Consider the following 26,765-nt stretch of genomic DNA (forward strand, 5'->3'; position numbering starts at 1 on the left):
CATAGGGGCAGCACTGACTAATTTGATTTGAATGGCAGACGTTATATTTGTGAAATCCAAGGAAAAGCCTGCGGGGCGGGCTGGTATCCCGGCCAAAGGGTTTGACGCAGGAGTTTGCAAATATAACGTCTGTCCTTCGGATTAACCGGATTTGCACGGGCTACTTTGTCGCAAAGCCTTGAAAGATTTTTATCTTCCTGCGGTTTTGCTCCGCGTATCCGCACAAATCCGGTGAACCATTGAAACCAAATTAGTCAGTCCTGCCCCTAAACGAGGTGTTTCGCATTGTGGGAAATCAACGTCTGACAGGGGAAAACCCATGTTGTCATTGCGCGATATCATCGATTTCGCTTCGATGTCCGAAGACCTGGCACAGGAACTTAACAATCCGAATGTTGGTGTGCCTGATCTTGCTGCGTTGCTGTCTGGTCAAGCTGGCGGTGCGTTGCAGCCATGCAATGCGGCACCATGTGCCGCCAACGACGTTGACAGCGACTAATCATCTTATTCGGAATTACGGACTGATTGGGCCAGACAGGCTGCGTGCCTGCCCAAGCAGCCTATTTTGAAAACAGATCAATCTGGTTTGTTTTCTCATCCGCATCCGTATTCGGATCTGTTTTGGGGCGATCCGAACTTTGTTCCTGCCATGACAGAACATGATCAGGAAGCGGGCCCAGCATATATCCCAGATCTTCGAACGCCATGTGCGGATCAAGCCAGGACGCCAGATGGTTCGGGCCGATCACGACCGGCATCCGGTTGTGAATATGGGCGATTGAGCCCGATGGCGCGCAGGTGATGATCGTGGCTTCACGGCCGTTTTCGAGGCCCGCAAACAGAAACGGTTGATGATCGGGCAGGGTGATGCGGTTCTTGTGCTTTGCCTTGCCGTCCTTGCGCCATTCATACCAACCGCTTGCCGGGATCAGGCAGCGGCGGTTCAAAAGTGGTCGGAAGGTTGGCTTTTCGGGCAGGGTTTCGGCGCGCGCATTGATCATCGGGCTGTTCATGCCCGGGATGCTCAGCCCCCAGTATCGAATGGCGGCCTTTTGATGCGGCAGAATGACGGCGATTGGATCGGTCGGCCGACGCGTACCGGTCAGGCTGTCGAAGGCGGCGTCTTCGTCCTCGTCATCTGATCCGTTACGATTGAACCCGTCGGGTAATGGCATGCGAATGATATCTTCCACTTCCAGGCCAAGCTGAACCTGGAAGGCGCGGATATCGCTGTTAAGATCAAAGCGGCTGCACATGGTCTTGCCCATCTTTACAATGGCAAAAACATAGCCTGTTTCGCATCCCTTGCCAAATACCTGTGGGGCAGCCTATATCGCAACGGTGACTGCAGAAAAATCTTACAGTACAAGGCTTTTCCTTCGATGGCGGGGCCTGTGGTGCTATAAGAAAGTCAGCAAAATTCTGTTTGCGCGCATATCTTGTGAAGTGAGTACACCAATGAGCAGCAATGCCCCGAAAACAGTCGTTCTGACAGGTGCCAGTCGTGGCATCGGCCATGTTACGGTTGGATATTTTGCCAAGCGCGGCTGGCGGGTGATTTGCTGTTCACGTGAAGCCCCGCCGCCGAGCTGCCCACGCGATCCGGCGTTGGGTATTCACATCCGTGCCGATCTTTCCAAACCGGCAGAGGTCGAAGCCTTTATTGCCGAGGCGAACGAAGTTCTGGGCGATGATCCGTTGCATGCCCTGATCAACAATGCCGGTGTATCGCCCAAGACCCCCTATAAGGAACGGCTTGGTTGTCTGAATGGTGATATTGCTGCCTGGCGCGATGTGTTTGAGCTGAACTTCTTTACGCCGCTCACACTTTCGCGCGGGTTTGCATCAGCACTGCATCGGGGCAAGGGGGCAATTTGCAACATTACCTCGATCGCGGGGCATTACGTCCATCCGTTTGCCGGGTCGGCCTATTCGACATCCAAGGCAGCGCTTTCGGGCCTGACGCGTGAAATGGCTGTTGAGTTTGCCGAGCTTGGGGTGCGGGTCAATGCGGTTGCCCCGGGCGAAATCAAGACTGATATGATTTCCCCGGAATATGAGGCGCTTGTGCCACGCATTCCGATGAACCGGATGGGCACACCCGAAGACGTGGCGGCAGCGGTGCATTATCTGGTCGGGGATGACAGTACCTATGTCACCGGCACGGAAATCTTTGTTACCGGCGGGCAGCATCTGTACTGATTGGCAGATCGGGACTGGATGACTTCTTAGCTGTCAGCCTTGATGTAAAAGGCCGGATCGTATTCGACCAAACCCGCCGGGATTTCATCAACCAATGGGCGTGCCATGAAATATTCATCGGGCACGCCTTCAAGCTTTAGATCGGGCAGGGGCGCAAAGCCAAACCGGCCGTAATAATCCGGCTCGCCCAGAACGACACAGCCATGGGCGTCATCGGCGCGCAAATGGCGGATGCCGCTTTGGATCAGTTCGGAGCCAATGCCTAGGCCTTGGCGATCCGGCGTGACCGCAACCGGGCCCAGGCCAAACCAACCACAGGCTTTGCCATCGATTTTCACCGGTGAAAACGCGATGCAGCCAACAATTTCATCGTCCTGTTCCGCGATCAGGGAAAGGGTGAGTTGACCACTTTTTCGGAGCGCATCGACGATCAAATGTTCGGTCTGCTGACTGTGGGGTGCAGTTGTAAAGGCACCATCCAGCAACGCGTGAATCGCCGCGATATCTTTTTCGGTTTCTTCACGTATCAACATTTTCCGTCCCTGCCTGTGACGTTGGACCTGCTTCCTGCGGGTTCAGACCATAATGCATTAAGTCTGGTTCACTTTGTTTGAAATTGGCGTGTCGCTTGGCAAGGCACAGCATGCAGGACGATGCGGCGCATCGTTCAAGTGTTGTAACGTCGCCAAAGGCCGCCAACTTCAAACCCTTCGGGCCGGGACATGGTTTTGCCGCTCAGCGTCAAGGCTCTTGACCGTAGCCCCGCTACGCTCGGCGAACCTTTCCTTGCTCGACAAAACCATGCCTCCGGCAAAGTGCATCAGAGTTAATGCATTATGGTCTAGATCACGACTATAACGGGAAAACGGTTTACGCTGAAAGGCTTTTAAGCCAGTCGCGTTTTTGCTCCAGGCGTTTGACTTCCATTTCGAGCCAACTGGTGAAGTTTTCGGCCTCGTTTGCGTGCTCGTCGCGCAGGGCCAGCACACGTTCGAGATCAAGTTCGCAGACGTCTTGCAGGATTTCGATCTGTTCGGTGCGGATGTCATGATCAAGCAGATGCAGGAACCGCATCTTGAGCGCCATGATCAGGCGCGATAGCTCGCCCGATGTATCGCGCACATTGCCCTGCATCAGTTCGATGAACTTCTTGTGCCCGGCATCGGTCAGGCTCAATTGCGCGTCAGACAACCCGCCGCTTGAGGTATCTTCCTTGACCAGGCCTTCAAGCTTGAGCAGCTGAAGCGAACTTCCCATCATATCCAGGGACGGCCCCATGATGTGCGACATGAAATGGCGCACCTCGTTGGCCAGATCGCCATAGCTGATCGGCTTTTCGGAAAGGGCAAGGGTGCCAAGTGCACACAGGCGGAGACATTCTTTGGGGAGCAAGGTTTTATCCGAATACATGGGCGGTCCCTGTTTGATGACAGGTCCGACATTAACGCGAACGGTTCTTAATTGCAAAGTATTATCTTTACCGACGCGAAACCGGCAAGACAGCTTCAATATAAGACGCCGCCCGGTGAAAGCAAATGGCCGAACATCATTGTTCCCGGTAGCGGGCCATTAGATGGGGCGGATCATCAAAAAGGCCGGGGCATTTGCCACCGGCCTTTTAATTTCGTGATTGCCAAAAGTCTTAAGCGACCTTGGAAATGCCCAGTTTGCTCCAGACCGACAGGAGCGAGTCGATCAGGTGATCGACCAACTCGTCATTGTGCAGCGGGCCCGGCGTAAAGCGCAGGCGTTCGGTGCCGCGCGGGACGGTCGGGTAGTTGATCGGCTGGACATAGATGTCATGTTCGAACAACAGACGGTCGCTGGCTTCCTTGCACATGGCCGGATCGCCCACCATCAAGGGAACGATATGACTTGGCGCGTCCATGACCGGCAGGTCGACCGCGCGCATGCGTGCGCGCAGGGTATCGGCGCGTTCCTTTTGGGCGAGGCGTTCGACGTTGCTTTCTTTTAGGTGGCGCACAGCTGCCAGCGCACCTGCCGCGATGCTTGGCGGATGGGAACTGGTAAAGATAAAGCCATTGCCGAAGCTGCGCACGAAATCGACGATTTCAGGCTTGGCCGCGATATAGCCACCAATCACGCCAAAGGCCTTGGCAAGCGTGCCCTGGATGATGTCAACGCGGTGCATGACGCCATCACGTTCGGCAACGCCACCGCCGCGCGGGCCATACATGCCAACCGCATGAACTTCGTCCAGATAGGAAAGCGCGTTGTATTTTTCGCAAAGATCAAGGATCTGACTGATCGGCGCGATATCGCCATCCATCGAATAGACAGACTCGAACGCGACGATCTTGGCGCGCTGCGGCCCGAGATCCTTGAGGATTTCCTCAAGATGGGTGACGTCGTTATGTTTCCAGATGCGGCGCTCTGCCTTGGAGTGGCGCATGCCTTCGATCATGGAATTGTGGTTTTCGGAGTCGGATATGATCACGCAATCCGGGAGCTTCGAGCCGAGCGTTGACAGCGTTGTCCAGTTTGCGACATAGCCCGAGGTCATCAGAAGGGCGGCTTCCTTGCCATGCAGGTCGGCGAGCTCACGCTCAAGCGCGACATGCAAATGGTTGGAACCGGAAATGTTACGTGTGCCACCGGCACCGCCACCCTGACCGGTAATGGCACTTTGCATTGCCTCAAGCACTTTGGGATGCTGGCCCATGCCGAGATAATCGTTCGAGCACCACACGGTGATTTCACGCGGGGCTTCGCCGTTATCGGGATGATAGAGCGCCTTGGGGAATTTTCCGACAATACGTTCGAGATTGGCGAATACACGATACCGGCCCTCAGCCTTGAGGCCAGCCAACGCATCTTTGAAGAAGGTGTTGTAATTCATACTTGTTTCTTTCGCCTGTCTCTTTGCAGTGTCACGCCCTTTACCGTGGGTGGTGGCATCACAAAGCTCTGGTCTCGTCCAGATCAGCGAGCTGATCCTGGACATATCCTCCGGTTTGACCGGGTCTTTATGGTTCCCTTATTGACCATGGTGGCCGATATGGCATTGACCCTTGTCAAAAATTAAAGCGATTCCAGTCTTCTTTGGAACCATCAGATCAGAGAAGGCGATCCATCTCTCTTTTGTCGATCTCTTTTCGGAGCAAGCTCCGTTTTGCGATAAGATCCAATTTGGCCTTAATGGTTCCATTTGGCAAGGATTCGAACAGCTTTTACGCCACAATTAAATCGTTCTCATCCATCGGAAAAATCAATCATGACAGAAATTACATATGTTTTTCAATATGTATTCATGTTGATCGTTCGATAAATTTGATGCTGAATTTTGGATTGGATGTCGGTGTCAAACGCGGTTTGTAGACGTTTTCTGTTCTTTAACAAGTATATAGCGCCTGCGCGATGACGTGTTTTGAAAGATCTCTGTCTTGATGTGAAAAACCGGCCGGAAATTCCGGCCGGTTTTCTAGAGCGTGAAATTCGGGTTCTTAGTGCGACATCAGGACCGGGACGGTCATGTGGCGCAGAAGGTGCTGGGTCACACCACCAAGCATCAGTTCGCGCAGGCGCGGACGGCCATAGGCGCCGCAGACGATCAGATCGATGCTTTCGTCAGCCGCACGCGACAGAAGCAGGTCGCCCACGCTTATGCCAGATGCATTCAGGGTTTCCTTTTTCGCATTCACGCCGTGGCACTTCAGGCGCTCACCGATATCGATACCGGGAACTGGCATGGTGTCACGTGCACCTTTGTTCGGGTCGGCACACAGAACCAGTGCGGATTTTGCAGCTTCGAGGAACGGCATGCTGTCATTCATCGCACGGACCGCTTCGCGATAAGGTTTCCAAGCTACCATCACCCGTTCGCCAATGCTGTCGAACTTGCCGACATACGGCACAATCAGAACCGGCGCGCCAGAGGTCAGAATGGCCTTGTCAGGCATTTCCGAGACAGAGCACGGATCGGAACTTTCGGGATTGTGCTGACCGAGAACCGTCAGATCATGATGGCGGGCATACATGGCCGTGGTATCAGCAATTTCAGATGCCGGGCAGGAGGTTTCCTGCCAGCTGAAAGCAACACCGGCTTCCTTGCAGGTTGCTTCGAAATCCGTGCGGGCGGTCTTGGCGGTTTCAGCCATCGCAGCGCGCTGCTGGTTGATGATTTCCTCGGTGATCTGGACTTCCATGAAGCGCGGAATTTCAGGATAGGGCAGCAGGAAAAGACCGGTAAGGTGCGCGTCCTGCGCCTTGGCAACTTTCAACGCAACAGAAAGGCGTTCCTTGCAGGCAGCTGAGGTGTCGATATGGACAAGAATATCCCGATACATAATCCGATCTCCATTCGGTAGGGGGCGTGGCGCAAACCCGAAATCTGTCAAACTGCTTCGGGGCTTAACGTCAGGGGCACCATAGCCTCGGTGCGGGATGGTTTCTTTGCTCTATCTCAAATTAAATTATTCCAAGTTGTATTTTCGCGCTAACTGTCATCCATCCGCGCCCGGTTGGGTCATCGGAATGGTTTTCTCCATGGTAGGTGCATCTCCGCCTGACGGTTCCTGCATGGTCGGCTCGCTTGCCGGCGTCATTGGCGCAGTTTCATCCATGGCCGGCATCGCCGGATCATCAGTCGGAATGTCTGATGGCATCTGCATCGCATCATTCGACATCATCGACAGGGTTTTGTGCAGTTGTTGTGACAGGCTGCTCCAATTTGTTTGAAGCGTTGCGCAGGCGGCCGCATCGCCAGCCTGAACGCAGCGCTGCGCCATTCGATCAAGGATGCCAAGTGCGATCCGGGCCTCGTCGATCTGCTTTTGACGGATGTCATCGAGCACCCTGCGATTGGGGTCTTCCATCATGACCAGATTGTCATTTTCCGGCGCAGGGTTTGCCATCTTGGCCGAGCTTGCCGGACGTGCATTCTGCGACGGTGCCCCCCAAGGCGTAACGATGGTATCGGAACTGTTGGAAACCGTGACCGGTTTCTCGACCGGGGCCATGCAGCCAGACAGGGCAAGGCTCATTCCCATTCCCAGTGTAAGTGCGGGCAGGCATTTGGCAGTCTTGCGCATCAACATGCGTAGCTCCTCCGACCGGTGGCGGGCGCGCCGTGGCCACATCAGTTTGTTGTCCCGAAATAACTCATAGTCGCTGCTATGGCTTTGCTTTTGTTCGTGAACATATTGAACTTCGTTAAGGAACCTGTCCAGTCCGGGTAGATCATTGCAAGTGAAGCGCACCCAGGCAGGAGACACATCGTTCCCTTATGTTGCAGGGGTTGCGGATAGCAGCAGCCGGGGCTCGTGCTTGAGGGATTTACTGATCCACCGCATTGTTTCGCGAATGCGCGATATATTTCGCAAATCAGGATGGGTCAAAACCCAGAGTTTATTTGCCGTTATCTCCGGCAAGGGGGCAAGCAGTTGCAAGCCGGGAATGGCGATATCTGATGGCAAACAGGCCAATCCGCATCCTGCGCGTGCCAGATAGGCCATAGCGATCAGGTCATCTGTTGTTTGCTTATGGGGTTTTCTGCTTTTTGCATCGAGCCATTTGTAGGGTGAATAGCTGACCAGTGTGCCTGATGCACCGATAAAGGGTTGGCCAAGCAAATCATCCAGCTTTGTGGGTACGTATTTATCGGCAGCACCATAAATACCCCATTGAAGTGTTCGGATTTCCTTGCCAACAAGATGCTCGGGCGGGTTCGCTGCAACCCGGACGGCAATATCCGCATATCGCTGTGTCATGTTGAACTCCTGATTGCTGGAAAGCAGCTCTATCTGGATGTCGGGCCAACGTTCCTGAAAACGTGCGATATGGTCTGGTAAAAAGAAGTACGAGAAACTGGTCGGCGCCGTGATGCGTACCAACCCCGAAGGCACCCCGTCTGAGCCGGAAATTGTGGTGTTGATGATATCGAAGCTGTTCATGATCTGACGGGCAGGGACAAGCATTTCTGTCCCGGCATCTGTCAGGCTGTACTGGCCGCGTATCCGGTCAAACAGCCGTACCCCTGCCTGTTCTTCAAGCGCGTGGATGTGGCGGAATACTGTAGTTGAACTGACCCGAATGTTCTGAGCTGCCTGTTCAAGCGACCCTGTTTCGGCGATGGCAAGAAACGACTTGATGTAGTTCCAGTCCAATCAACCCTCCAATTTCAAATTTGCAATTTTATACTACAAAATTGCCTATTCATTGCAAAATTGAAATTACCTACGGTGAGCTAACAAAGGTGCTCAATATCCCAGTACAGGAAAGAAAACATGATTGGTTATACGTCGCTTGGTACCAACGATCTGGCTCGTTCGGCTGCGTTCTATGACGCATTTCTTGCCGAGTTTAATGCACAGCGTGTCTTTGAAGGGCCGGACTTTATCGTTTGGAGCGCTGGTGAAAATTCTTCGGCATTTTCGATCCACATTCCCTTTGACGGTAATAAGGCCACAATCGGCAATGGTACCATGATCGCACTTGCGGCAAGCTCACGCGATAAGGTTGATAAGCTTTATAAGAAGGCAATATCACTTGGTGCTGCAAATGAGGGTGAACCAGGACAGCGCCACGAAAATGGCTTCTACGCGGCTTATTTCCGCGATCCGGATGGCAACAAACTCAATGTCCATTTCATGGGTTGAAGAAATGACGTCGTATCATTTGATCGGACATCGACTTTGCCCCTATGTCCAGCGGGTTGCGATGGTGCTGGCGCAGAGCCGGGTCGCGCATAAACGTACTGACATTGCCCTTGATGCCAAACCGGACTGGTTTCTTGAACTCAGCCCGACGGGGAATGTCCCCGTTCTGGTTGTTGACGATGAGCGAATGCTTTTTGAGGCCGCCGCCATCTGCCAGTACCTTGATGCGATGTGTTGGAAAAGCCTGTATTCCGCGGATACCTATTATCGTGCGTTGGAGCAGGGCGTGATTGCCATCGCGGACAAGATTTTGGCGCTAACGGCAGATCTGATTTATCGCGATTTGTCCGAGCAAGCTGTGGATGCAACCATCCACGCAATCCACATGCAAATGTCGATTGTGTCCAATCTGATAACGCCATCGATCATTTTCGAAGACAAAGATCTTTCGATGCTCGATATCGTTTTTGCCACTGTCTTCCGGCCTTTTGCCCTGATTTCGATCGGGTTAAACCGGGATCTTTTTGCCGGTTTTCCGGGGTTGCGAGGCTGGGCAAGTGGTCTTGCAGCGCACCAGACTGTCAGGAATGCAGTGCCCGCGACATATCATCGGGAAATGCACGAATTCATCGCGTCCAAAGAAGGGTATCTGGCAAAGCGTATAAGAATGATTCCCCAAAATGAAATCACGCTTGCCAACGACACGCCTGCGATGAAATTGGTGTAATCAGCCAATCAACAGGATTGTGTAAGGGACTGAGCAACACAAACGCCCGCCGAATTCTTCGCGCGGGCGTTTGTTTGTATTTCCGACGATCGGAGCTTCAGGTCAGTCGTGCTTGCCGCCGTTGGCCTTCGACCAGCTGATCGGATCGTTCAGGAAGGACCGGACACCTTCGATGGCATCCTTGCTGAAATACTGGCCTTCTTCGGCAACGGCGAGGACATCGGCCCAGGTCGCAAGGTAATGCATTTCGATGTCGTCCTTGCGCAGTTCGTCAAGCGCGCCTTCGAAGATGTCATAGAAGAAGACGACAAAGGCATGTTTGCACTCAGCACCGGCTTCGCGAATGGCATTGACGAAGTTGACTTTGGATGCGCCATCCGTGGCAAGGTCTTCGACCAGAAGCACGCGTTGGCCTTCATGGATGTCGCCTTCGATGCGAGCCTTGCGGCCAAAGCCCTTGGGCTTTTTGCGGACATATTGCATCGGCAGGTCAAGGGCATCGGCAAGCCATGCGGAATAGGGAATACCAGCCGTTTCGCCGCCGGCAACTGCGTCAAAGGCTTCATAGCCAGCCGCATCGGATACCTGACGGGCAGCGAGTTCAATGACCTTGCGGCGCGCACGCGGGAAGGAAATCAGTTTGCGGCAATCAATATAAACCGGGCTGGCCCAGCCTGATGTCAGGATATAGGCCTCTTCCGGGCGAAAATTCACAGCCCCGATATCAAGCAAAATCTTGGCAACTGTTTTGGCAGCGTAAGTGCAATGCGCGGTCGGTTTTTCAGTGGTCATGGCGGCTATACCTTCTCCGGATCGACTATTTGCGGACCTCTTAGCGCTTTTGGCCGAAAAGCGCAAAGAAAAGCCGCTGACCATTTGGTCGGGTTCCTTTGTGGTTTCTGTTGTCCGAGCAAGGGGATGCAGGTCGGGTTCTGTCGTCATTGAGGTGATACATAATACACCAGTAATGATATCTGAGATATCATAATTGAAGTTATAAGGAGAATTTGTTATATCTGGAGTTTGATGATCTGCCTGTTGGAAGGGTGACTTGATGATTACAGCCGGACAGATGCGGGCCGCGCGGGCCCTTTTGGGTATTGACCAGAAAATGCTGGCAGAAATGTCAGGCGTCTCGGTTCCGACCATTCAGCGCATGGAAGCCAGTCAGGGCAATGTACGAGGAGTCGTCGATACCCTTTCAAAGGTGGTCGAGGCGCTTGACCGTGCAGGTATCGAGCTTATTGGCGAACAGGCTCCGAGTATGGGGGCCGGTCGGGGTGTTCGGCTGAAGGAAGCGGAAACCCGACATTCGAGAAACGATTAGCGTGTAGTCAAAAATGCCGGTTCGTGCAGTCGCCAAACTTGGTGACGGCTGATCGGTAAGGGCCTGTGTCATCCCGGACGCGCCGGGAACATGATGTGTGCAATCACCCAATGAGGGTGCCAAGCAAAATGAAGCCAGAAAATCCAGAGAAAAGCCGGTATCCAAAACCGGATTTTGTCGAACTGTTTACACCGAAGCTGATCACCGTTCTGCGTGAAGGGTATGGTCTTGCGCAATTGCGCGCAGATGCGATTGCCGGGCTGACCGTTGCCATCGTTGCCTTGCCTTTGTCGATGGCGATTGCAATTGCATCCGGGGCGACACCGGCGCAAGGGCTTTATACCGCGATTGTTGGCGGGATACTGGTCTCGCTTCTGGGCGGGAGCCGGTTTCAGATCGGGGGACCGGCGGGTGCCTTTATTGTTCTGGTCGCAGCCACCGTTCAGGCGCACGGCATGGATGGCCTGTTGCTGGCAACGATCATGGCGGGCGGGCTTCTGGTTTTAATCGGCCTTTTCAGGCTGGGCACCTATATCAAGTTTATTCCCTATCCGGTGACGGTTGGATTCACCGCCGGGATTGCCTTCATCATCTTTGCCAGCCAGATCAAGGATCTGCTTGGACTTGATCTTGGTGGTCCGGAGCCGGGACCGTTTCTTGAAAAATTGCCGGTTATCTGGGCCGCTTTGCCGAGTATGGATCTTGCGACCGTGATGTTGTCAGGATCAACTATTCTGGTGATTGTCGGGCTTAAATATGTTCGCTCGCACTGGCCGGGAATGCTGATTGCCGTGGTCGGTGCCGCGTTGATAACCGCTGTGTTTGATCTTCCGGTTGCGACGATCGGCAGTATTTACGGCGGCATTCCAAGCAGTTTTCCAATGCCATCCTTGCCCGAAATTGATTTTGCCAAGGCGCAGGCCGTGCTGCCAAACGCCATTGCCTTTGCGCTTTTGGGGGCGATTGAGTCACTGCTGTCTGCTGTGGTGGCCGATGGCATGACGGGGCGTCGGCACAGATCAAACTGCGAACTGGTGGCACAGGGCATTGCAAACGTTGCATCGGGCCTGTTCGGGGGCATTTGCGTTACCGGCACAATCGCGCGCACAGCAACCAATGTGCGGTCCAAGGCACATGGTCCGATCGCCGGAATTTTGCACGGCGTATTTCTGTTACTGTTCATTCTGATAGCGGCCCCCTTGGCGGGGTTCATTCCTTTGGCATGCCTTGCCGGTCTGTTGGCAACAGTTGCCTGGAACATGATCGAAAAGCACGCCATCGTTACTTTGCTGCGATCATCGCGTGGTGACGCGGCGGTTTTGATGACAACGTTGCTTCTGACCGTGTTTCGCGATCTGCTTGAGGCGATTGTTGTCGGTTTTGCGTTGGGATCGGTTCTGTTTATCCGTCGTATGTCACGCATGGCCGATATCGAAAGTGCTACCCCTTTTGTTGCCGAGGACCGGGCGGATAATCAGGTCGTCTTGATGGCATCGGACCCTGTATCGGCCGGTGATCCCGACATCGTTGTTTACCGAATTTCCGGCGTCTTTTTCTTTGGGGCGACGGCGGCCTTTGGATCGGTGCTGGACCGTATCGGTGATACGCGCCGTGCACTGGTTGTCGATTTTTCAGCCGTGCCTTTTCTTGATTCGACGGCCGCCAATACGTTGGCAAGTTTGGTTCAAAAAGTACGCAGCCGGGGCGGGCTGATTGTCTTTAGCGGCACGAAACACGATATCCGGCGCGATTTGTTTGTGCACGGGATGAAGCCGCCAGCAATCCATTACGAGGCCGATGTTGAGCAGGCTGTCAAATGGCTGGGCGAAAAGCTTGGCGCGTTGCGGGATTAACCGCAGTCGGGTGCAGCCAATTGGTCTTTTGTTGGCAAAACAGCATTTTGGGTTTATTCGGTATCGTTATGCCGATTTAAGCTGTGCCCAAACAGCAAGCCCCAAAAGGAAATGCCATGACTGATCAGACCGGACTGAATGTCACCATTGATGATCGCGTTGCCACCATCACGATCTGTCAGCCGGAACGCAAAAACGCCCTGACCAAACCGATGTGGGGCGCGTTGGCGACGATTGTCCACGAATTGTCGGATGATCTTGATCTGCGTTGCGTGATTATTCGCGGTGGCGAAGGGGCTGGTTTTGGCGCCGGGGCAGATATCCATGAGTTCGTGCGTGAACGGTCCGGGTTCGAGAAAGCACGCGATTACGGCATGCTGCATGCCGAGGCGCTTCAGACCATTCAGAACTGCACCCATCCGGTGATTGCTGCAATTGATGGTCCGTGCATGGGGGCGTCTTTCGTGCTGGCAGCGGCGTGCGACATGCGCATTGCCGCCGATAACGCAAAGTTTGCCGTACCGCCGATGAAGCTTGGCGCAACACTTGGCTATCCCGAGCTTGAAATCATGCTTGATCTGCTGGGTGAGGCGGCTTTGTTTGAAATCCTGCTTGAAGGGCAGGTGTTTGATGTCGTCCGGGCGCGCGAGATCGGCTTTATCGCCCGTCATGTTGCACTTGAAGTGTTTGACGAAGAAGTTGCCAAGACCGGCAAACGCATTGCCGGTGGCGCGCCACTGACGCAACGGGCGCACAAAAGCATGCTGAACCGTCTGCGCCAGGGCGGCTCAATTGACATGCACGAATTTGATGAAGGCTACCGCGCCTTTGAAAGTGCCGATTTCAAGGAAGGCTACACCGCGTTTCTTGAAAAGCGTAAACCGGTCTTCACCGGGAAATAGGCAGAAAGGGCCTTAACAGTCGGCCTGTTAAAGCCCCAAATCCGGCGTCAACGGCACGTCGGTGATGCCGTAATCAATGCCCATCTTGTGCAATTCGCTGGTGATCTGGGAACGGTGATGGGTTTGGTGATTGAAGAATTGCACCAAAAATAGCGGGCGCGGCAGGTTGCGCGTAATGCCGTCGACACCGGTGAATCCGCGATATCCATCCTGCCAGTCACGATCGTCCGAGGCGACAAATGCCTCGATCTCGGCATCAAGATCGCGGCGGATCTGCCGCAACTCATCAAAATCATCGGCGACCTGAGTGTGGGCGTCATAGACCGGGGCGTTTCCGGTTTTCATGATGCTGAGAATACGACGGTCGATATGCACCAGATGATTAAGGGTGGCATTGATCGACTTAAAGAACATGCCGCGATCACGACGGCGTTCGTCGTCGCCAATCTGATCGCAAAGATCATAAAGCACATTGTTCTGCCACGTGTTGTATTTGGCCATTGCGTAGCCATAGTCGTCAAATGTCATCCGGGCCATTGAAGATATCCTGAAATGAGTGGTGGCGGGGTCGGTGTGATCAGCAGCGAGATCAGGTGGGGGATTCTGCCTGTTTTGCGTCGGCCATAAGATGGACCATCAGATTGGCAAAAATCGCAAAGCCCAGCATTGATACGGTCAGTGGCAGCAATGTGTTGTCATGAAAATGACCGATGACGACGCCTGCAACCGCGCCGGTGGCGAACTGGATCGTTCCTAAAAGGGCCGTCGCCGTACCGCCGATATACGGGAAATACTGCATGAAGGATGCGGTGGCATTCGGGGCGGTCAGACCGATCAGCCCGACCGAGAACATGATGAACGGCACCACTGTCCACAAGCTTGGCTCAAAGACATTTGTCGCGATGAACAGGCCGATGGTTGCGACAAGTTGAATGCCGGTGCCGATTTTTAGAATCTGATGACATTCGAGGCGTTTGAGCAACGGATTGTTGAGGCGGTTACAGATGATAATCACCGCAACATTGGCCCCGAACAGATAGGGGAAGTATGCCTGCGGCACGCCAAAGAAATCGATATACATAAACGGGCTGTCGGTGACGAAACTGAACATCACCGCACTGGCCCCGGCATGGGTCAGCATAAAGCCAACCGCCTTGCGTGTGCGCAGAACTTCCAGATAAGTCCACCAGACCCGGCGTACCGGGCCGGGATGACGTCGGCGCATCAAGCTTGTTTCGGGCAGTTTCAGGTAAACGATGGCAAGCATCAGGCTGCCATAGATAATCAGCAGCACGAAGATCGATTGCCATGTTGACCAGACCAGCAGTAACGAGCCGATGGTTGGTGCGACAAGCGGTGCAATCATCATGATCACCGCAATCAGCGCAAACATGCGCGCAGCTTCCTTGCCTTCAAACAGGTCGCGCACCGACGCACCGACAATAACAATCGAAAATCCGCCGCCAATCGCTTGGAAGAAGCGCATGACATTCAGTGATGCGGCGCTGTCGACGGTGGTGATGATCGCGCTTGTGACGATATAGATGACCAGACCGACCAAGGCGATGGGACGTCGACCGATCCGGTCAGACAGGGGGCCGCCGATCAGTTGCCCCAAGGCAAATCCGATCAAGAAGGTACTGACGGAAATTTCAACAGCATGGGTGGCTTCGCCAAAGTCGCGCGCCATTGCCGGGATTGCCGGCAGATAGGTATCAATGGCAAATGGTGCCGTCGCAACCAGTGCGGCAAGCAAGATGGCAAGCTTTTTCGGGTCAAGCGATGCGCTGGACAGGGGCGTGGACATGCGCAATCAATTCCGTTCAGTGTTTGGCGGCGGGTCAGAGCCCCCGAGCAGAGGGCACGCGTTGCGCGGAGTATGCAATCACGCGCAGGGAAGCAAAGTGACCAAGGCGCAGCAGTGTGGGGCGTCGGGTGTGTTAATCCCGAGCCCTTCATTATCCATAAAATTCAGGCTTCTGCCAGCGGTTGCTTGGATCGCTTCCTAGCTTATTGGCAGATCGGGCGTGTAGGGCACGTCCGTGTTGCCGTAATCAAGGCCCATCTTGTGCAGTTCGCTTGTGATCTGGGAACGATGATGGGTTTGATGATTGAACAGTTGCACCAGAAACAGCTGTCGGGGCAGCTTGCGGGTGACACCATCAGGGAAGGGCAGTTCGCGGATTTCATCTTGCCAGCTGTGATCCGTACCTTCGACGAATTCGGTGATGTCGGCATCGACCTCAGCCCGCATGGCCTTTAGCGTTTCGAAATCGTCGGCAACGATGGTGGTCGGTTCGAACGGACCAGCTTCACCGGTGCGCAGGATGGTCAGACTGCGCAGATCAACATACAGGATATGGTTTAGCGTATTGTGGATGGAGCCAAAGAACATATTGCGATCCATCCGCCGTTCGACATCGCCGATCTGATCACAGAGGTCAAACAGCACGCCGTTCTGCCAGCTGTTATAGGTCGCCATGCAGCGGCCATAGTCGTTGAAATTCATCTTGGACATTTTGAAACCGCTCCTTCCAGAGGCGCAATCAGGCCTGGTTTTTCTTGGTTGTCATGGGTTTAACCAATACTACCGCATGTCGCGGGCGGTGGCACTGAAATACAGCAAGGGCGGCATCCGATAGAATGCCGCCCTTGATTTTTGTGTGTCTGCGATCAAACCCGGTTAGTGGGTCATGATCCGTTCCGGCCCCATAAGGGTCGTCGGAAGCCAGGTCGATATCACCGGGACATAGGTGATCAGGATCAGGAAGCCCAGCAGGATCAGAAGCCACGGGAAGGCGGCCTTCACGACCTTAAGCAACGGCATGCCGGTAATCCCGGATGTCACAAACAGGTTCAATCCGACCGGCGGTGTGATCATGCCGATTTCCATATTGACCACCATGATGATGCCCAGATGGATCGGATCAATGCCAAGCTGCATGGCAATCGGGAACAGGATCGGCGCCATGATCAGAAGGATCGCCGATGGTTCCATGAAGTTGCCGGCAATCAGCAGAACGATATTGACGACAATCAGGAAGCCCCATGCCGGAAGACCCCATCCAATGATGGTTTCAGCAATGGTATGCGGAATGCGTTCAGAGGTCAGAACATGGGCAAACAGCATCGCGTTGGCGATGATGAACATCAGCATGATCGTGACTTTGCCGGCATCGAGCAGGACGTGACGGACTTCCTTGTCAAACGGGATCAGGACCAGTGCCTTGCCCATTTTCGGAAGGTTGTGCGCCATCAGGCTGCCAATGCCGGTATTGCCGTTTTCAGGCACCCATGAAAGTTCCTTGATCGGGCCCATGTCGCGGTAAAACAGGACGGCAACAAACATGGCATAGAACGCGGCAACCGCCGCGGCCTCTGTCGGAGTGAAGACCCCGCCATAAATGCCACCCATGATCAGCAGAACCAGCAACAGGCCACCCGATGCCGAAAACAGTGCACCGCCCCATTCACCAAGGGTCGGGCGGGGCTGGCTTGGCAGTTTCTTGATGCGTGCAACGATATAGATCGCAATCATCAACATCAGGCCGACCATGATCCCCGGAATAACGCCAGCAAGGAACATGCGACCAACCGAAACCTCGGTCGCGGCGGCGTAAACAACCATCACGATTGAGGGCGGGATCAGAATGCCAAGCGTACCGGCATTACAGATCACACCGGCGGCAAAGCTTTGCGGGTAACCTGCGCGCACCATGCCGGCAATCACGATGGAGCCGATGGCAACGACGGTTGCCGGGCTTGAGCCCGAAACGGCCGCAAACAGCATACAGGCCAGAACCGATGCCATGGCCAGACCACCGGGGAACCAGCCCACGGTATCAATGGCAAAGCGGATCAGACGACGTGCAACACCCCCGGTCGACAGGAAGGCAGATGCCAGAATGAAGTAGGGAATGGCAAGAAGGGTGTAGTGTTCCATCCCGCCAAAAAGCTTTTCTGCCAGGGTGGCAAGGCTGTCGTCGCCAAAGAGAAGGATGGTCGAAAGCGACGCAACACCCAACGAAATGGCAATCGGTGCGCCAAGCGCCATCAAGCCAAACAGCAGGATAAACAGGAATGCGATAGTCATTTGAATGTTCCCCCTGTCCGGCTTACGATTTTGGCGTCGAAGCGGTGGCGGACTTGTCGTCCTCCACGGTGCTTGCGCCAAGCTGATCAATCGCTTCGCGTGCTTCGTCAGCCAGATTGAAGCCAACCTGTTGGCCGGTAATGATGCGCCAGCCAACCTGTGCCAGACGGAATGCCAGCAAAGCGGCACCCACCGGCATGATCAGATAGACGATCCACAGCATGATCGGGCTGTCTTCGGCTTCCATTTCAAGCATGTGGTTGAAGCTCACAAGCTCCCAGCCGCCAATAATCAGCCAGCTTGAATACAGAATGCCGGCCGCGACGACGATCAAACCGATGACACGCTGGGCATTTTTGGGGAACAGGCGAACGAGGGCGTCCACCCCGATGTGCGACCCAACCTTGACCCCATAGGACATGCCAAACAGGATCAACCAGGCAAAAAGAAATTCCGTGGTTTCCAAGGCCCAGGTCAGGCCGGAATTGAACACGTAACGCATGACGACGTTTACAAAGGTAAGCGATGTCATAGCGGCGAGCAGGAGGGCAATAATGCCCTCCTCCAGCCGGTTAACGACCGTTGAGATCATCTTGAACGGCCCTTTTCCGATGATGTTGGGAAAAAAGTACGGATCAGTTGCACGCAGCAGCGGCGTCGATGATGTCCTGGCCGATATCGCCAGAGAACTCATCCCAAACCGGTTTCATTGCAGTCTGCCATTTGGCGAATTCTTCGCCGGAAAGCTGCAGGATTTCGGTTTCGCCGGAGTCAACAACTGCCTGACGCTGTTCAGCGGTCAGTTCCGCCGACAGGCCGTTTGCGTAATCGCTGGCTTCTTTCATCGCCTGCGCAAGGCCGTCGCGGATTTCCGGATCCAGACCTTCCCACCACTTGGTCGAGGTCACAACCATGTAGTCAAGCAGACCGTGGTTGGATTCGGTGATGTAATCCTGAACTTCGAAGAACTTCTTGGAATAGATGTTCGACCAGGTGTTTTCCTGACCGTCAACAACGCCGGTCTGAAGGGCCGAATAGGTTTCCGAGAAGGCCATTTTCTGCGGAACCGCATCAACAGCTTCGAACTGGGCAGCGATCACGTCAGACGACTGAATACGGAATTTCTGACCAGCAGCATCTTCCGGTGCGCGCAGCGGCTTGTTGGCCGAAAGCTGTTTCAGGCCGTTGTGCCAGTAACCAACACCGGTCAGGCCTTTGGACGACATTGCGTTCAGCAGTTCCTGACCTTTTTCACCGTTCTGGAAGCAGGAAACCGCATCCATGTCCTTGAACAGGAACGGAAGATCATAGACCTGAAGTTTCTTGGTCCATTTGCCGAATTTTGCAAGCGACGGTGCACCGAACTGAACGTCACCACGCAGGATGGCTGCAAGAACCTTGTCGTCATCAAACAGCTGCGAGTTCGGATAGATTTCGATCTGGACCTTGTCGCCGAGGATTTCTTCAGCGCGTTTTTTGAAGAAGTCGGCACCCTGGCCTTTCGGGGTGTTCGGCGCAACAACGTGCGCGAACTTGATCACTTCCTGTGCCGAAGCGGCAAAGTTGGACCCCAGAAGTGCTGCGGCAGCAACGCCAGCAGCAACAATGCTTTTGCTGATAGGACGCATCAAAACGTCTCCCTTGATGAATTAAATCTGTTTTCCCGTTAGCGCGCCATTTTTGGCGTCGTTCTAAAACGCCGTTTGGCGCTGTGCCGTAATCAGCAAGCTCTGGGCCAGTTCGAAATCAGTTGGATTTATGTAATTATATCAATGAGATAAGGTGGATTTCATGTTGCTGCGATGCAGCAAATGTTGGCTATTTCGTGTGTGAAGGCGCACACGAATTTTATGTCAGTGTGTGGACTGCCGCACATGTTGCCGGATGTGGATTTGACGGACCGGACGACAGAAAAAAAGCCCGTCTAACTGACGGGCTCCTGATCGGTTGATTAGCGCGGGCGTCGGAATTCGGCGGGGACAATGTTGTATTTGGTCAGTTTGTCGTAAAATGTCTTGCGCGGGACGCCAAGCGCACTGACCGTGGCAGTTACATTGCCACCATGTTCGCGCAGGGCTTCGGTAATCAGGCTTTTTTCAAATGCTTCGACTTGCTGGGGCAGGGGAACGGCATAACTGTCTTCGCCATCCTCGTTGTTTGCCAGGGGATCAAGACCAAGAACCCGGCGTTCGGCGGCATTGCGGAGTTCGCGGACATTGCCCGGCCAGTCATAGGCATTGAACCGTGCCAGTTCCGCCGCACTCAAGGCGGTGACTGTACGATCGAACCGCTTGGCGGCATCGCGGGTGAAATATTCAAACAGAAGCGCGATGTCATCCTTGCGATCACGAAGCGGGGGGATATGCAGCTGCACGACATTCAGGCGATAATAAAGATCTTCGCGAAACGCACCGCGTGCCGATGCGGACCGCAGATCAACCTTGGTTGCAGCAATAACCCGCAAGTCGATCGGCAGAACCCGGTTTGATCCAAGCCGCTCAACCGCGCGTTCCTGCAAAACCCGCAGCAATTTGATTTGCAGCGCCAGCGGCATGCTTTCGATTTCATCAAGGAACAGCGTGCCCTTGTCGGCAAACTCGAACTTGCCGATACGTTTGTGATCTGCACCGGTGAAGGCGCCGGCTTCGTGGCCAAACAGTTCTGATTCAATCAGATGTTCTGGCATGCCGCCGCAATTGACGGCCACAAACGGGCCGGGACGACCCGACATTTCATGCAGGTTGCGCGCGATCACTTCCTTGCCCGATCCGGTTTCGCCGTTGATTAGGACATGGGCGTTGGTGGCCGCGACATTGCCGATCAGCGTGCGGAGCTTTTCCATCGCCGGATTGCGGCCGATAAAGTCCGATGCGTTTTTGGAATGGCGTGCGAGTTCGATCTTGAGTGTGCGGTTTTCAAGCACAAGGGCGCGGTGGCTCATTGCGCGGCGGGTAATGTCGATGAACAGATCCGGGGCATAGGGCTTTTCGATAAAATCAAATGCCCCGTCATGCATGGCCTGAACGGCGGTTGCGACATCCCCATGCCCGGTGACCAGAATAACCGGCATTTCCGGATCGATCTTTTTGACCTCTGTCAGCAGATCAAGGCCATCCATCTTCGGCATGCGAATGTCGGAAATCACCACACCCGGCCAACCTTTTTTCAGGCGTTCAACCGCAGACGCAGCGTCCGAGAACACTTCGACAGGGATGTCGGCAAGTTCCAGCGTTTGCTGTGCGGCTTCACGCACATCTTCGTCGTCATCAACAAACAGGACGCATTCGGCACTTGTTGGCACTGGCTTATCCTTTGACCCGATAACAGGATCAGAGGACAATTTGCGTGTCAGCCCTGATCGTGATGGTTTGCAAGGTATGTGCGGGTTTCTGAGGGTGTTTTAGCAGCCGTGAAGGCGGGCGTCGAGATGCTGTTTTTCGGCTCCGTATCGCCGGGGCCATCATAGCGGAGCTCGACAATGAAGGATGCGCCGCCTTGCGGGCGGTTTTCCGCACGGAGCGTTCCGCCAAAGCTTCGAATGATGCCATAACAAATCGAAAGCCCAAGCCCCAGACCATCACCAAACGGCTTGGTGGTAAAGAAGGGATCAAAAAGCTTGGGCAGGTTTTCTGGCAAAATGCCATGCCCGTTGTCATTGACCTTCACAATCACCCGGTCTTCGCCGCCGGTAATCGCGATATCAATCTCGGGGTTTGCCATATTCTGGCAGGCATCCGCCGCGTTATTGATCAGATTGGTAAAGACCTGGGTCAGCTGATTGGCCTCGGCAATCACGTGTTTGACATCGCCGTGCTGGTGCAGGGTGATGTTTTCGACACCTGCGCGTCCGCTTTCAATCGCAAGATCAATTGCCATTTGCATCTGGGCCGGGACATCGACCGGATGATTATCCTGTTCCGGGCGGCGCGAAAATGTTTTGAGGTTGCCGGTAATGCGCCCCATGCGATCGGTCAGTTCTGAAATCCGTTGCAGGTTGCGGTTTGCCGTTTCCTTATTGTCGCGCGCGATGAACTTCATCGCGTTTTCCGCATAGTTCCGGATGGCGGTCAGGGGCTGGTTGATTTCATGGGCGATCCCGGCGGACATCTGACCAAGGGCGGCAAGCTTGCTGGTTTGGACCAGTTCGGCCTGGGCTGTGCGCAGCGCGTCTTCGGTGCGTGACCGTTCGGTAATTTCTTCTGCCAGACGCTGGTTGGTGTTCATAAGGTCGGTCGTGCGCAGGCGAACCTGACGTTCAAGTTCGCGTTGCGACCAGTCGCGGATTTCAAGCTGTTCAAGCATCGCGCGACGGCGTTGCAGGATGATGAAAATCAGACCGGTCAGAATGATATGCGCAGCCCCGCCCATTGCACCGGCACTGATCACGGATCGATCCAGCACGGATTTATCGGTCAAAAGAAACATCCGCCAGCCCTGTTTGGGGAGTGTGCTTGCCGTGACCAGATAGGTTGTCTTGTCTGGCGTGGTCTGGCGCGTTTGCACTTTACCGGTTGCTTGTTCGTTGGCGGTTCGTGCCTCGTCTTCGCTGGCAACCGGGCCGAGGCTGAGGATTGCCGGGCTGTCGTCAACCGGCCATGCCCCATCGAGTAAAGGCATGGGTTCAAGCGGGTAGTCACCATATTTGCGCGATGCGATCAGGCGGGGGCGATCATTGTTGCCGAGCCCGGCAAGATCACGAAACCGCCAATCGAGGTTGGATGAAATGATAACGACGCCGTTCTGATCGGTGACCAGAACGCTTTCGCTGCCGCGTGCCCAACGCTGCACAAGGGTTTCAAGGTGGGTCTTGACCACCACGGCACCGGCAAAACTCGTCCCGTCCGGGCGCACCGGGTGGGAGATATAATAACCCGGTACGTTCGACGTAATCCCGAAGGCAAAGTAATGACCGGTCAGGCCGCTTTTGGCCTGCTGGAAATAGGGGCGGAAGGAAAAGTTGCGCCCGATAAAGGACGCATCGCTGTTCCAGTTGCTGGCAGCCAGGGTGTCGCCATTTTGATCCATGAAATAGATGTCTGAGGCGCCGCTGTCGGCTGCCAGTTTTTCAAGGTAAATGTTGACGGCCTTGGCGATCACCGGATCGGCATGAATTGCAAGATCGATGATGCGTTTATCCGATGCCAGCGTAATCGGAAGATATTCGTGTTCCTTGATCGCGCCCTGAAGGTTGGATCGATACAGCTCAAGCTTGTTGCGCCCATCTTCGGTGATGTCGATCAGTTTTGCCTCATGCCAGAACGTCGTGACCAACCAGACGGTTACCGGCAGCAGTGCGAGCAAACCGCATAATACGATCATGGATATTCTTTTGATTGAAACCGAAGAGTTCAGCATTCTGTCCACGTTGGCGTTGGGCTTTGATCGACCCCTTCTTAAGGGTGGGAAGTCTTCCCTTAAAGGTGGGGCGTCGGGATTAGATTACAAAAATATTTCAAAGCCCAGCGCAAATTTTACCGATGCTTCTCATGCTTGATAATCGTTGGATCAGGCTGTACCTATCAGGAAAGCATCCGCGGGATTTTCAGACCATATTTATGCACGGTTGATCAAGCCCGAATAAACCTGTCAGGAAAGTTCCCTGCATGAGCGACGAAGACACACACCTGATCTGGGTTCTTGCCGATGATCGCGCCGGGAACGTCAATCAGGCGGTTGGCGTCGCGGAGGCACTTGCTCAGCCCTTCAAGCGCATTGATATTGGCTATACAGCTTTTGCTAAACTGCCAAATTTCCTTCGCCGTGCGACCCTGATCGGGCTTGACGAAGCTTCGCGTGCGCGCCTGGTGGCTCCGTGGCCTGATCTTGTTATTGCCGCAGGACGTCGAACGGCGCCAGTGGCCCGCTGGATAAAGAAACAAAGCCGTGGTCATACGCGTATTTGTCAAATTATGCGTCCAGATGGCGGCGAAGGCTCTTTTGATCTAATTGCCGTGCCTGCCCATGATCGTCCGGCTGTGCGCGAAAATGTTGTCGAAATCCCTGGTGCGCCGCATCGGGTGACTGAGACCCGGCTTCTGATTGAAGCCGACAACTGGCGTCCCCATTTCAAAGGACTGCCAAGCCCAAGATTTGCGGTGGTCATTGGTGGTAGCACAAAAAAAACCACATTCACCGCCACGATGGCAAAAGAAGTCATAACGCGTGCAGTTAATGCTGCGCAGAGCGTCGACGGGTCTTTGCTTGTCACGACCAGTCGGCGTACCGGGGCAGAATGCGAAGAATTGATTGCCAGTTGTCTTGCCAGTTCCAGCGTGGCCTATCACCTGCATGACTGGAAGTCGCAGGAAGAAAATCCTTATTTCGGTTATCTTGCTTTGGCTGATGTGGTGATTGTAACGAGTGATTCTGTCTCGATGTGCTGCGAAGCTGCAGCATCCCCGGGCGGCGTATATATCTACGCGCCGGACGGATTGGCAAATGAGAGGCATCAACGCTTGCACCAGGCATTGTTTGAAGGCGGCTACGCCCGACCGCTTTTGCCCGATACCGAACTGGTGCCATTCAAGCATCCGTCCTTGCAGCCGGCCCGCATGGTTGCGCAGCGCTGTCTTGAGCTTTTGGGGGCTCCCTGACCTGAAAGGTCGATAACACCTTGTTTTGTTGTGGTGTATCGGGTCTATTCGCCGGGCACCACCACCAAGGAATATCGCCCCGATGTCTTCGTCCCCGACCGATCCCACCGCTGTGCGTGCGTTAAATGCACCGCAATTGTTTCCACGCCACATTGCAGTTGCGATTTTGGCTGCTGTTGCCTGCTTTTTTGCGGCAAACCATGTTGCCGCACGTCTGACATTTGAAAACGGGACAGGGCTACTTCTGGCTGTTTTATGCCGCTCGGCGGTTGCGCTTTCGATCCTGATTGCGATCGTCTATTTCAAACGTCATTCCATACGTTTGCCGCGTGGTCTGGTGCGCTGGCAATTGGTGCTTGGCCTGATGATCACGATCCAGAGCCTGTGTCTTTATTCCGCAGTGGCCCGCGTGCCGGTCGCCCTGGCGTTGCTGACGGCCAATACGTTTCCGATCATTCTTGCCTTGCTGACATGGGGGCTTGGCGGTCCGCGCCCGACATTGCGCGCGGCAGGTCTGATGTTGTTTATCCTGTCGGGCCTTGTGCTGGCGCTTGATCTGCCGGGTATTCTCGGCGGTGGGGCAGAGGTGACGTCAAGCTGGTGGCTGGGCATCGGTTTTGCGCTGATGGCGGCGACCGTTCTTTCGGTGGCTTTTTGGGTGACCGATCACAAGCTTGCCGGGATCAGCGGGCCGGTGCGCTCGATGTTCACCATGCTGGTTGTTTTTGTTTCGATGATCATTGCCGGGATCGGTGATGTTGTGCCTGGGGGTATGGGGCTTCCGAATGCCACGCCGGGATGGATGGGGCTTATGGCCTTGATGCTGCTTTACGGCGGGGCGTTCGCAGTTCTGTTTATCAATGTGCCGCGTCTTGATATGGCGCGCAATGCACCGGTGATGAATATGGAGCCGATTGCGACATTACTGTTTGGCTGGGTCATTCTGGGGCAGATGATCAGCCCGATCCAGATGCTGGGCGGGTTGGTCGTGGTCAGCGGTATTGTCATTCTGACCCTGCGCAAAGGGGCCTGAGCTGAATAAAAAAAAGGGAGCCATTTGGCTCCCTTCATGCAGTGTGATTGTTTATCAAACGGCTTGTGAATGCCGTCCGTGTGCGTGGTTGAGATTGGTATCAAATGCAGCACAGACTGCGCGGACCAGCGGACGGCCCAACTCGCTTAGTTTAATGTAATTCCCCTGAACTTCCACAATACCATCCCGGGTCATTGCCTTGATGCGCTCAAGCTCTGGTGCGAAGCGATCGGCTGAAATGCCGTGGCTGGCGCAAACCGGGTCAAGGTCGACGGCAAGATTGCACATCAACTCATTAATGATGTCGCGGCGCAATTTGTCGTCGCTGGTCAGGGCAACGCCCTTTTCAATGGCGCATTTGCCACCTTCGACCGCGCGCTGCCAGCGGGCCAGCGCCGGGTCATTTTGCGCATAACCCTGCGGCAGGGACGAAATCGCAGACGGGCCAAACCCGATCAGGGCTTCTGCCCGGTCGGTGGTGTAGCCCTGGAAATTCCGGTGCAGCAGGCCATCAGACAGGGCGCGTGCCATGCTGTCAGCCTGATGGGCGAAGTGATCAAGGCCGATGGCGACAAAGCCATGCTTGGCAAGGCGGTTCTGGATTTCTTCATACTGTGCCCAGCGTTCCGCGGTATCTGGCAGGGCCTCGGTCGGGATAAGCTGTTGATGCTTTTTCATCCACGGCACATGGGCATAGCCAAAGACCGACAGGCGATCCGGGCAAAGCTCAACCGTCTGATCAACTGTTTCGCGCAGTGATTCAACAGTCTGGAATGGCAGGCCATACATCAAATCAACATTGATGCCGGCAATCCCGTGCGAGCGCAATTTGGCAATCACATCACGGACGAGCTGCATGCTTTGAATGCGGTTGACCGCCGTCTGGACCTGTTGGTTGAAATCCTGAATGCCGATGCTGGCTCGGTTAAAGCCGCACTCGACCATGGCTTCCATGAAATCATCGGTCGCGGTGCGCGGATCCATTTCAATGGCGATTTCGGCATCATCAAGGATATCAAGGCGAGAACGGATTGCTGCCATGATGGCGCGCAGGTCATCGGCCTTGAGGATGTTCGGGCTGCCGCCGCCAAAGTGAATGTGCGACACCGTGAATTTCTGGTCGGCTGGCAGTTTGCCAAGTGTGCCTTCGATCTCCGTCAGAAGGGCTGCGACATAGCCATTCACCGGCTTGTAAGTTTTGGTGATCTTGGTGTTGCAGCCGCAGAACCAGCACATTTCCTCGCAATAGGGGACATGTAGATAAAGCGATAGCGGTTGTGCGGGATCAAGATCACCCAGCCAGCCTTCAAACACCTCGCCATTCACATCGGCATGGAAATGCGGCGCGGTCGGATAGCTGGTATAGCGCGGCAGTCGCAGGTCGTATTTTTCGTAAAGGGCAAGCTGCATGACGGACA

The 26,765-nt window shown here is 54.5% G+C and carries 27 protein-coding genes; 10 read left to right on the forward strand and 17 right to left on the reverse strand.

What is annotated here, in order from left to right; all coding sequences use genetic code 11:
• Positions 1–319: 319 nt before the first annotated feature.
• Positions 320–499: a hypothetical protein gene (locus TH2_RS15130; RefSeq protein ID WP_040824137.1), complete on the forward strand. Its 180-nt coding sequence runs from the start codon at positions 320–322 to the stop codon at positions 497–499.
• A gap of 61 nt (positions 500–560) precedes the next feature.
• Here the strand turns inward: TH2_RS15130 and TH2_RS15135 are convergent, their stop codons facing one another.
• Complete coding sequence (locus TH2_RS15135; RefSeq protein WP_008891310.1) at positions 561–1,256, reverse strand: SOS response-associated peptidase; 696 nt, start codon at positions 1,254–1,256, stop codon at positions 561–563.
• 202 nt (positions 1,257–1,458) lie between these two features.
• On the opposite strand from TH2_RS15135, the gene TH2_RS15140 reads away from it, so the two are divergent.
• Entirely contained in the window at positions 1,459–2,202 is a 744-nt protein-coding gene (locus TH2_RS15140) for an SDR family NAD(P)-dependent oxidoreductase (protein ID WP_008891311.1), read from the forward strand.
• Positions 2,203–2,228: 26 nt separating this feature from the next.
• Here the strand turns inward: TH2_RS15140 and TH2_RS15145 are convergent, their stop codons facing one another.
• From TH2_RS15145 to TH2_RS15170, 6 genes are all read right to left on the reverse strand, one after another.
• The gene (locus tag TH2_RS15145; protein WP_008891312.1) at positions 2,229–2,735 is read right to left on the reverse strand and encodes a GNAT family N-acetyltransferase; all 507 of its coding nucleotides are present in this window, start codon (positions 2,733–2,735) and stop codon (positions 2,229–2,231) included.
• A 337-nt stretch (positions 2,736–3,072) separates the two neighbouring features.
• A complete protein-coding gene (locus tag TH2_RS15150) occupies positions 3,073–3,612 on the reverse strand; it encodes a hypothetical protein (RefSeq protein ID WP_008891313.1) in 540 nt (179 codons plus the stop codon).
• A gap of 232 nt (positions 3,613–3,844) precedes the next feature.
• Positions 3,845–5,062 carry a 5-aminolevulinate synthase gene (gene hemA / locus TH2_RS15155; RefSeq protein ID WP_008891314.1) on the reverse strand — a complete coding sequence of 406 codons (1,218 nt, stop codon included), beginning with the start codon at positions 5,060–5,062 and terminating at the stop codon, positions 3,845–3,847.
• Between the two features lie 604 nt (positions 5,063–5,666).
• The gene (locus TH2_RS15160) at positions 5,667–6,509 is read right to left on the reverse strand and encodes a universal stress protein (protein ID WP_008891315.1); all 843 of its coding nucleotides are present in this window, start codon (positions 6,507–6,509) and stop codon (positions 5,667–5,669) included.
• Between the two features lie 156 nt (positions 6,510–6,665).
• Positions 6,666–7,253 (reverse strand): hypothetical protein, encoded by a 588-nt coding sequence (locus TH2_RS15165; protein ID WP_157194146.1) that lies wholly within the window; start codon positions 7,251–7,253, stop codon positions 6,666–6,668.
• 192 nt (positions 7,254–7,445) lie between these two features.
• Entirely contained in the window at positions 7,446–8,327 is an 882-nt protein-coding gene (locus tag TH2_RS15170) for a LysR family transcriptional regulator (RefSeq protein ID WP_008891317.1), read from the reverse strand.
• 120 nt (positions 8,328–8,447) lie between these two features.
• Here TH2_RS15170 and TH2_RS15175 point away from each other — a divergent pair, with 120 nt between their 5' ends.
• Together TH2_RS15175 and TH2_RS15180 are read left to right on the forward strand one after the other, a co-directional pair.
• Positions 8,448–8,819, forward strand: coding sequence for a VOC family protein (locus tag TH2_RS15175; RefSeq protein WP_008891318.1), 372 nt, complete (start codon positions 8,448–8,450; stop codon positions 8,817–8,819).
• A gap of 4 nt (positions 8,820–8,823) precedes the next feature.
• Positions 8,824–9,546, forward strand: coding sequence for a glutathione S-transferase family protein (locus TH2_RS15180; RefSeq protein WP_157194148.1), 723 nt, complete (start codon positions 8,824–8,826; stop codon positions 9,544–9,546).
• A gap of 102 nt (positions 9,547–9,648) precedes the next feature.
• On the opposite strand, the gene TH2_RS15185 is transcribed toward TH2_RS15180, so the two are convergent.
• Positions 9,649–10,338 (reverse strand): orotate phosphoribosyltransferase, encoded by a 690-nt coding sequence (locus TH2_RS15185; protein ID WP_008891320.1) that lies wholly within the window; start codon positions 10,336–10,338, stop codon positions 9,649–9,651.
• Between the two features lie 262 nt (positions 10,339–10,600).
• Between TH2_RS15185 and TH2_RS15190 the strand changes: the two genes are divergently transcribed.
• The 3 genes from TH2_RS15190 (at position 10,601) to TH2_RS15200 (ending at position 13,628) form a co-directional block, all read left to right on the forward strand.
• Positions 10,601–10,873 carry a helix-turn-helix domain-containing protein gene (locus TH2_RS15190; protein ID WP_008891321.1) on the forward strand — a complete coding sequence of 91 codons (273 nt, stop codon included), beginning with the start codon at positions 10,601–10,603 and terminating at the stop codon, positions 10,871–10,873.
• A 128-nt stretch (positions 10,874–11,001) separates the two neighbouring features.
• Positions 11,002–12,726 (forward strand): SulP family inorganic anion transporter, encoded by a 1,725-nt coding sequence (locus TH2_RS15195; protein WP_008891322.1) that lies wholly within the window; start codon positions 11,002–11,004, stop codon positions 12,724–12,726.
• 116 nt (positions 12,727–12,842) lie between these two features.
• The gene (locus TH2_RS15200; protein WP_008891323.1) at positions 12,843–13,628 is read left to right on the forward strand and encodes an enoyl-CoA hydratase-related protein; all 786 of its coding nucleotides are present in this window, start codon (positions 12,843–12,845) and stop codon (positions 13,626–13,628) included.
• A 27-nt stretch (positions 13,629–13,655) separates the two neighbouring features.
• Here the strand turns inward: TH2_RS15200 and TH2_RS15205 are convergent, their stop codons facing one another.
• From TH2_RS15205 to TH2_RS15240, 8 genes are all read right to left on the reverse strand, one after another.
• Positions 13,656–14,165: a DinB family protein gene (locus TH2_RS15205; protein ID WP_008891324.1), complete on the reverse strand. Its 510-nt coding sequence runs from the start codon at positions 14,163–14,165 to the stop codon at positions 13,656–13,658.
• A 52-nt stretch (positions 14,166–14,217) separates the two neighbouring features.
• Positions 14,218–15,435 (reverse strand): Bcr/CflA family multidrug efflux MFS transporter, encoded by a 1,218-nt coding sequence (locus TH2_RS15210; RefSeq protein ID WP_008891325.1) that lies wholly within the window; start codon positions 15,433–15,435, stop codon positions 14,218–14,220.
• 198 nt (positions 15,436–15,633) lie between these two features.
• Positions 15,634–16,146 (reverse strand): DinB family protein, encoded by a 513-nt coding sequence (locus TH2_RS15215; protein ID WP_008891326.1) that lies wholly within the window; start codon positions 16,144–16,146, stop codon positions 15,634–15,636.
• Between the two features lie 165 nt (positions 16,147–16,311).
• Entirely contained in the window at positions 16,312–17,721 is a 1,410-nt protein-coding gene (locus TH2_RS15220) for a TRAP transporter large permease (RefSeq protein ID WP_008891327.1), read from the reverse strand.
• A 22-nt stretch (positions 17,722–17,743) separates the two neighbouring features.
• The gene (locus TH2_RS15225) at positions 17,744–18,313 is read right to left on the reverse strand and encodes a TRAP transporter small permease (RefSeq protein WP_008891328.1); all 570 of its coding nucleotides are present in this window, start codon (positions 18,311–18,313) and stop codon (positions 17,744–17,746) included.
• 43 nt (positions 18,314–18,356) lie between these two features.
• On the reverse strand, positions 18,357–19,349 hold the full coding sequence (locus tag TH2_RS15230) for a TRAP transporter substrate-binding protein (RefSeq protein ID WP_008891329.1): 993 nt from the start codon (positions 19,347–19,349) through the stop codon (positions 18,357–18,359).
• A 323-nt stretch (positions 19,350–19,672) separates the two neighbouring features.
• Positions 19,673–21,022: a sigma-54-dependent transcriptional regulator gene (locus TH2_RS15235; RefSeq protein WP_008891330.1), complete on the reverse strand. Its 1,350-nt coding sequence runs from the start codon at positions 21,020–21,022 to the stop codon at positions 19,673–19,675.
• A 47-nt stretch (positions 21,023–21,069) separates the two neighbouring features.
• The gene (locus TH2_RS15240; protein WP_008891331.1) at positions 21,070–23,040 is read right to left on the reverse strand and encodes a sensor histidine kinase; all 1,971 of its coding nucleotides are present in this window, start codon (positions 23,038–23,040) and stop codon (positions 21,070–21,072) included.
• Here TH2_RS15240 and TH2_RS21495 point away from each other — a divergent pair.
• The 3 genes from TH2_RS21495 (at position 23,039) to TH2_RS15250 (ending at position 25,347) form a co-directional block, all read left to right on the forward strand.
• A complete protein-coding gene (locus tag TH2_RS21495; protein WP_167549077.1) occupies positions 23,039–23,215 on the forward strand; it encodes a hypothetical protein in 177 nt (58 codons plus the stop codon). The two genes, TH2_RS15240 and TH2_RS21495, sit on opposite strands and share 2 nt — an antisense overlap.
• A gap of 109 nt (positions 23,216–23,324) precedes the next feature.
• A complete protein-coding gene (locus TH2_RS15245) occupies positions 23,325–24,314 on the forward strand; it encodes a mitochondrial fission ELM1 family protein (RefSeq protein WP_008891332.1) in 990 nt (329 codons plus the stop codon).
• A gap of 82 nt (positions 24,315–24,396) precedes the next feature.
• On the forward strand, positions 24,397–25,347 hold the full coding sequence (locus TH2_RS15250) for an EamA family transporter (RefSeq protein ID WP_008891333.1): 951 nt from the start codon (positions 24,397–24,399) through the stop codon (positions 25,345–25,347).
• Between the two features lie 54 nt (positions 25,348–25,401).
• On the opposite strand, the gene hemN is transcribed toward TH2_RS15250, so the two are convergent.
• Positions 25,402–26,757, reverse strand: a complete 1,356-nt coding sequence (gene hemN / locus TH2_RS15255) for an oxygen-independent coproporphyrinogen III oxidase (protein WP_008891334.1) — start codon at positions 26,755–26,757, stop codon at positions 25,402–25,404.
• Positions 26,758–26,765: the final 8 nt, after the last annotated feature.

Origin of the sequence: Thalassospira profundimaris WP0211 (genome assembly GCF_000300275.1) — a bacterium.
GTDB classification, from domain to species: domain Bacteria; phylum Pseudomonadota; class Alphaproteobacteria; order Rhodospirillales; family Thalassospiraceae; genus Thalassospira; species Thalassospira profundimaris.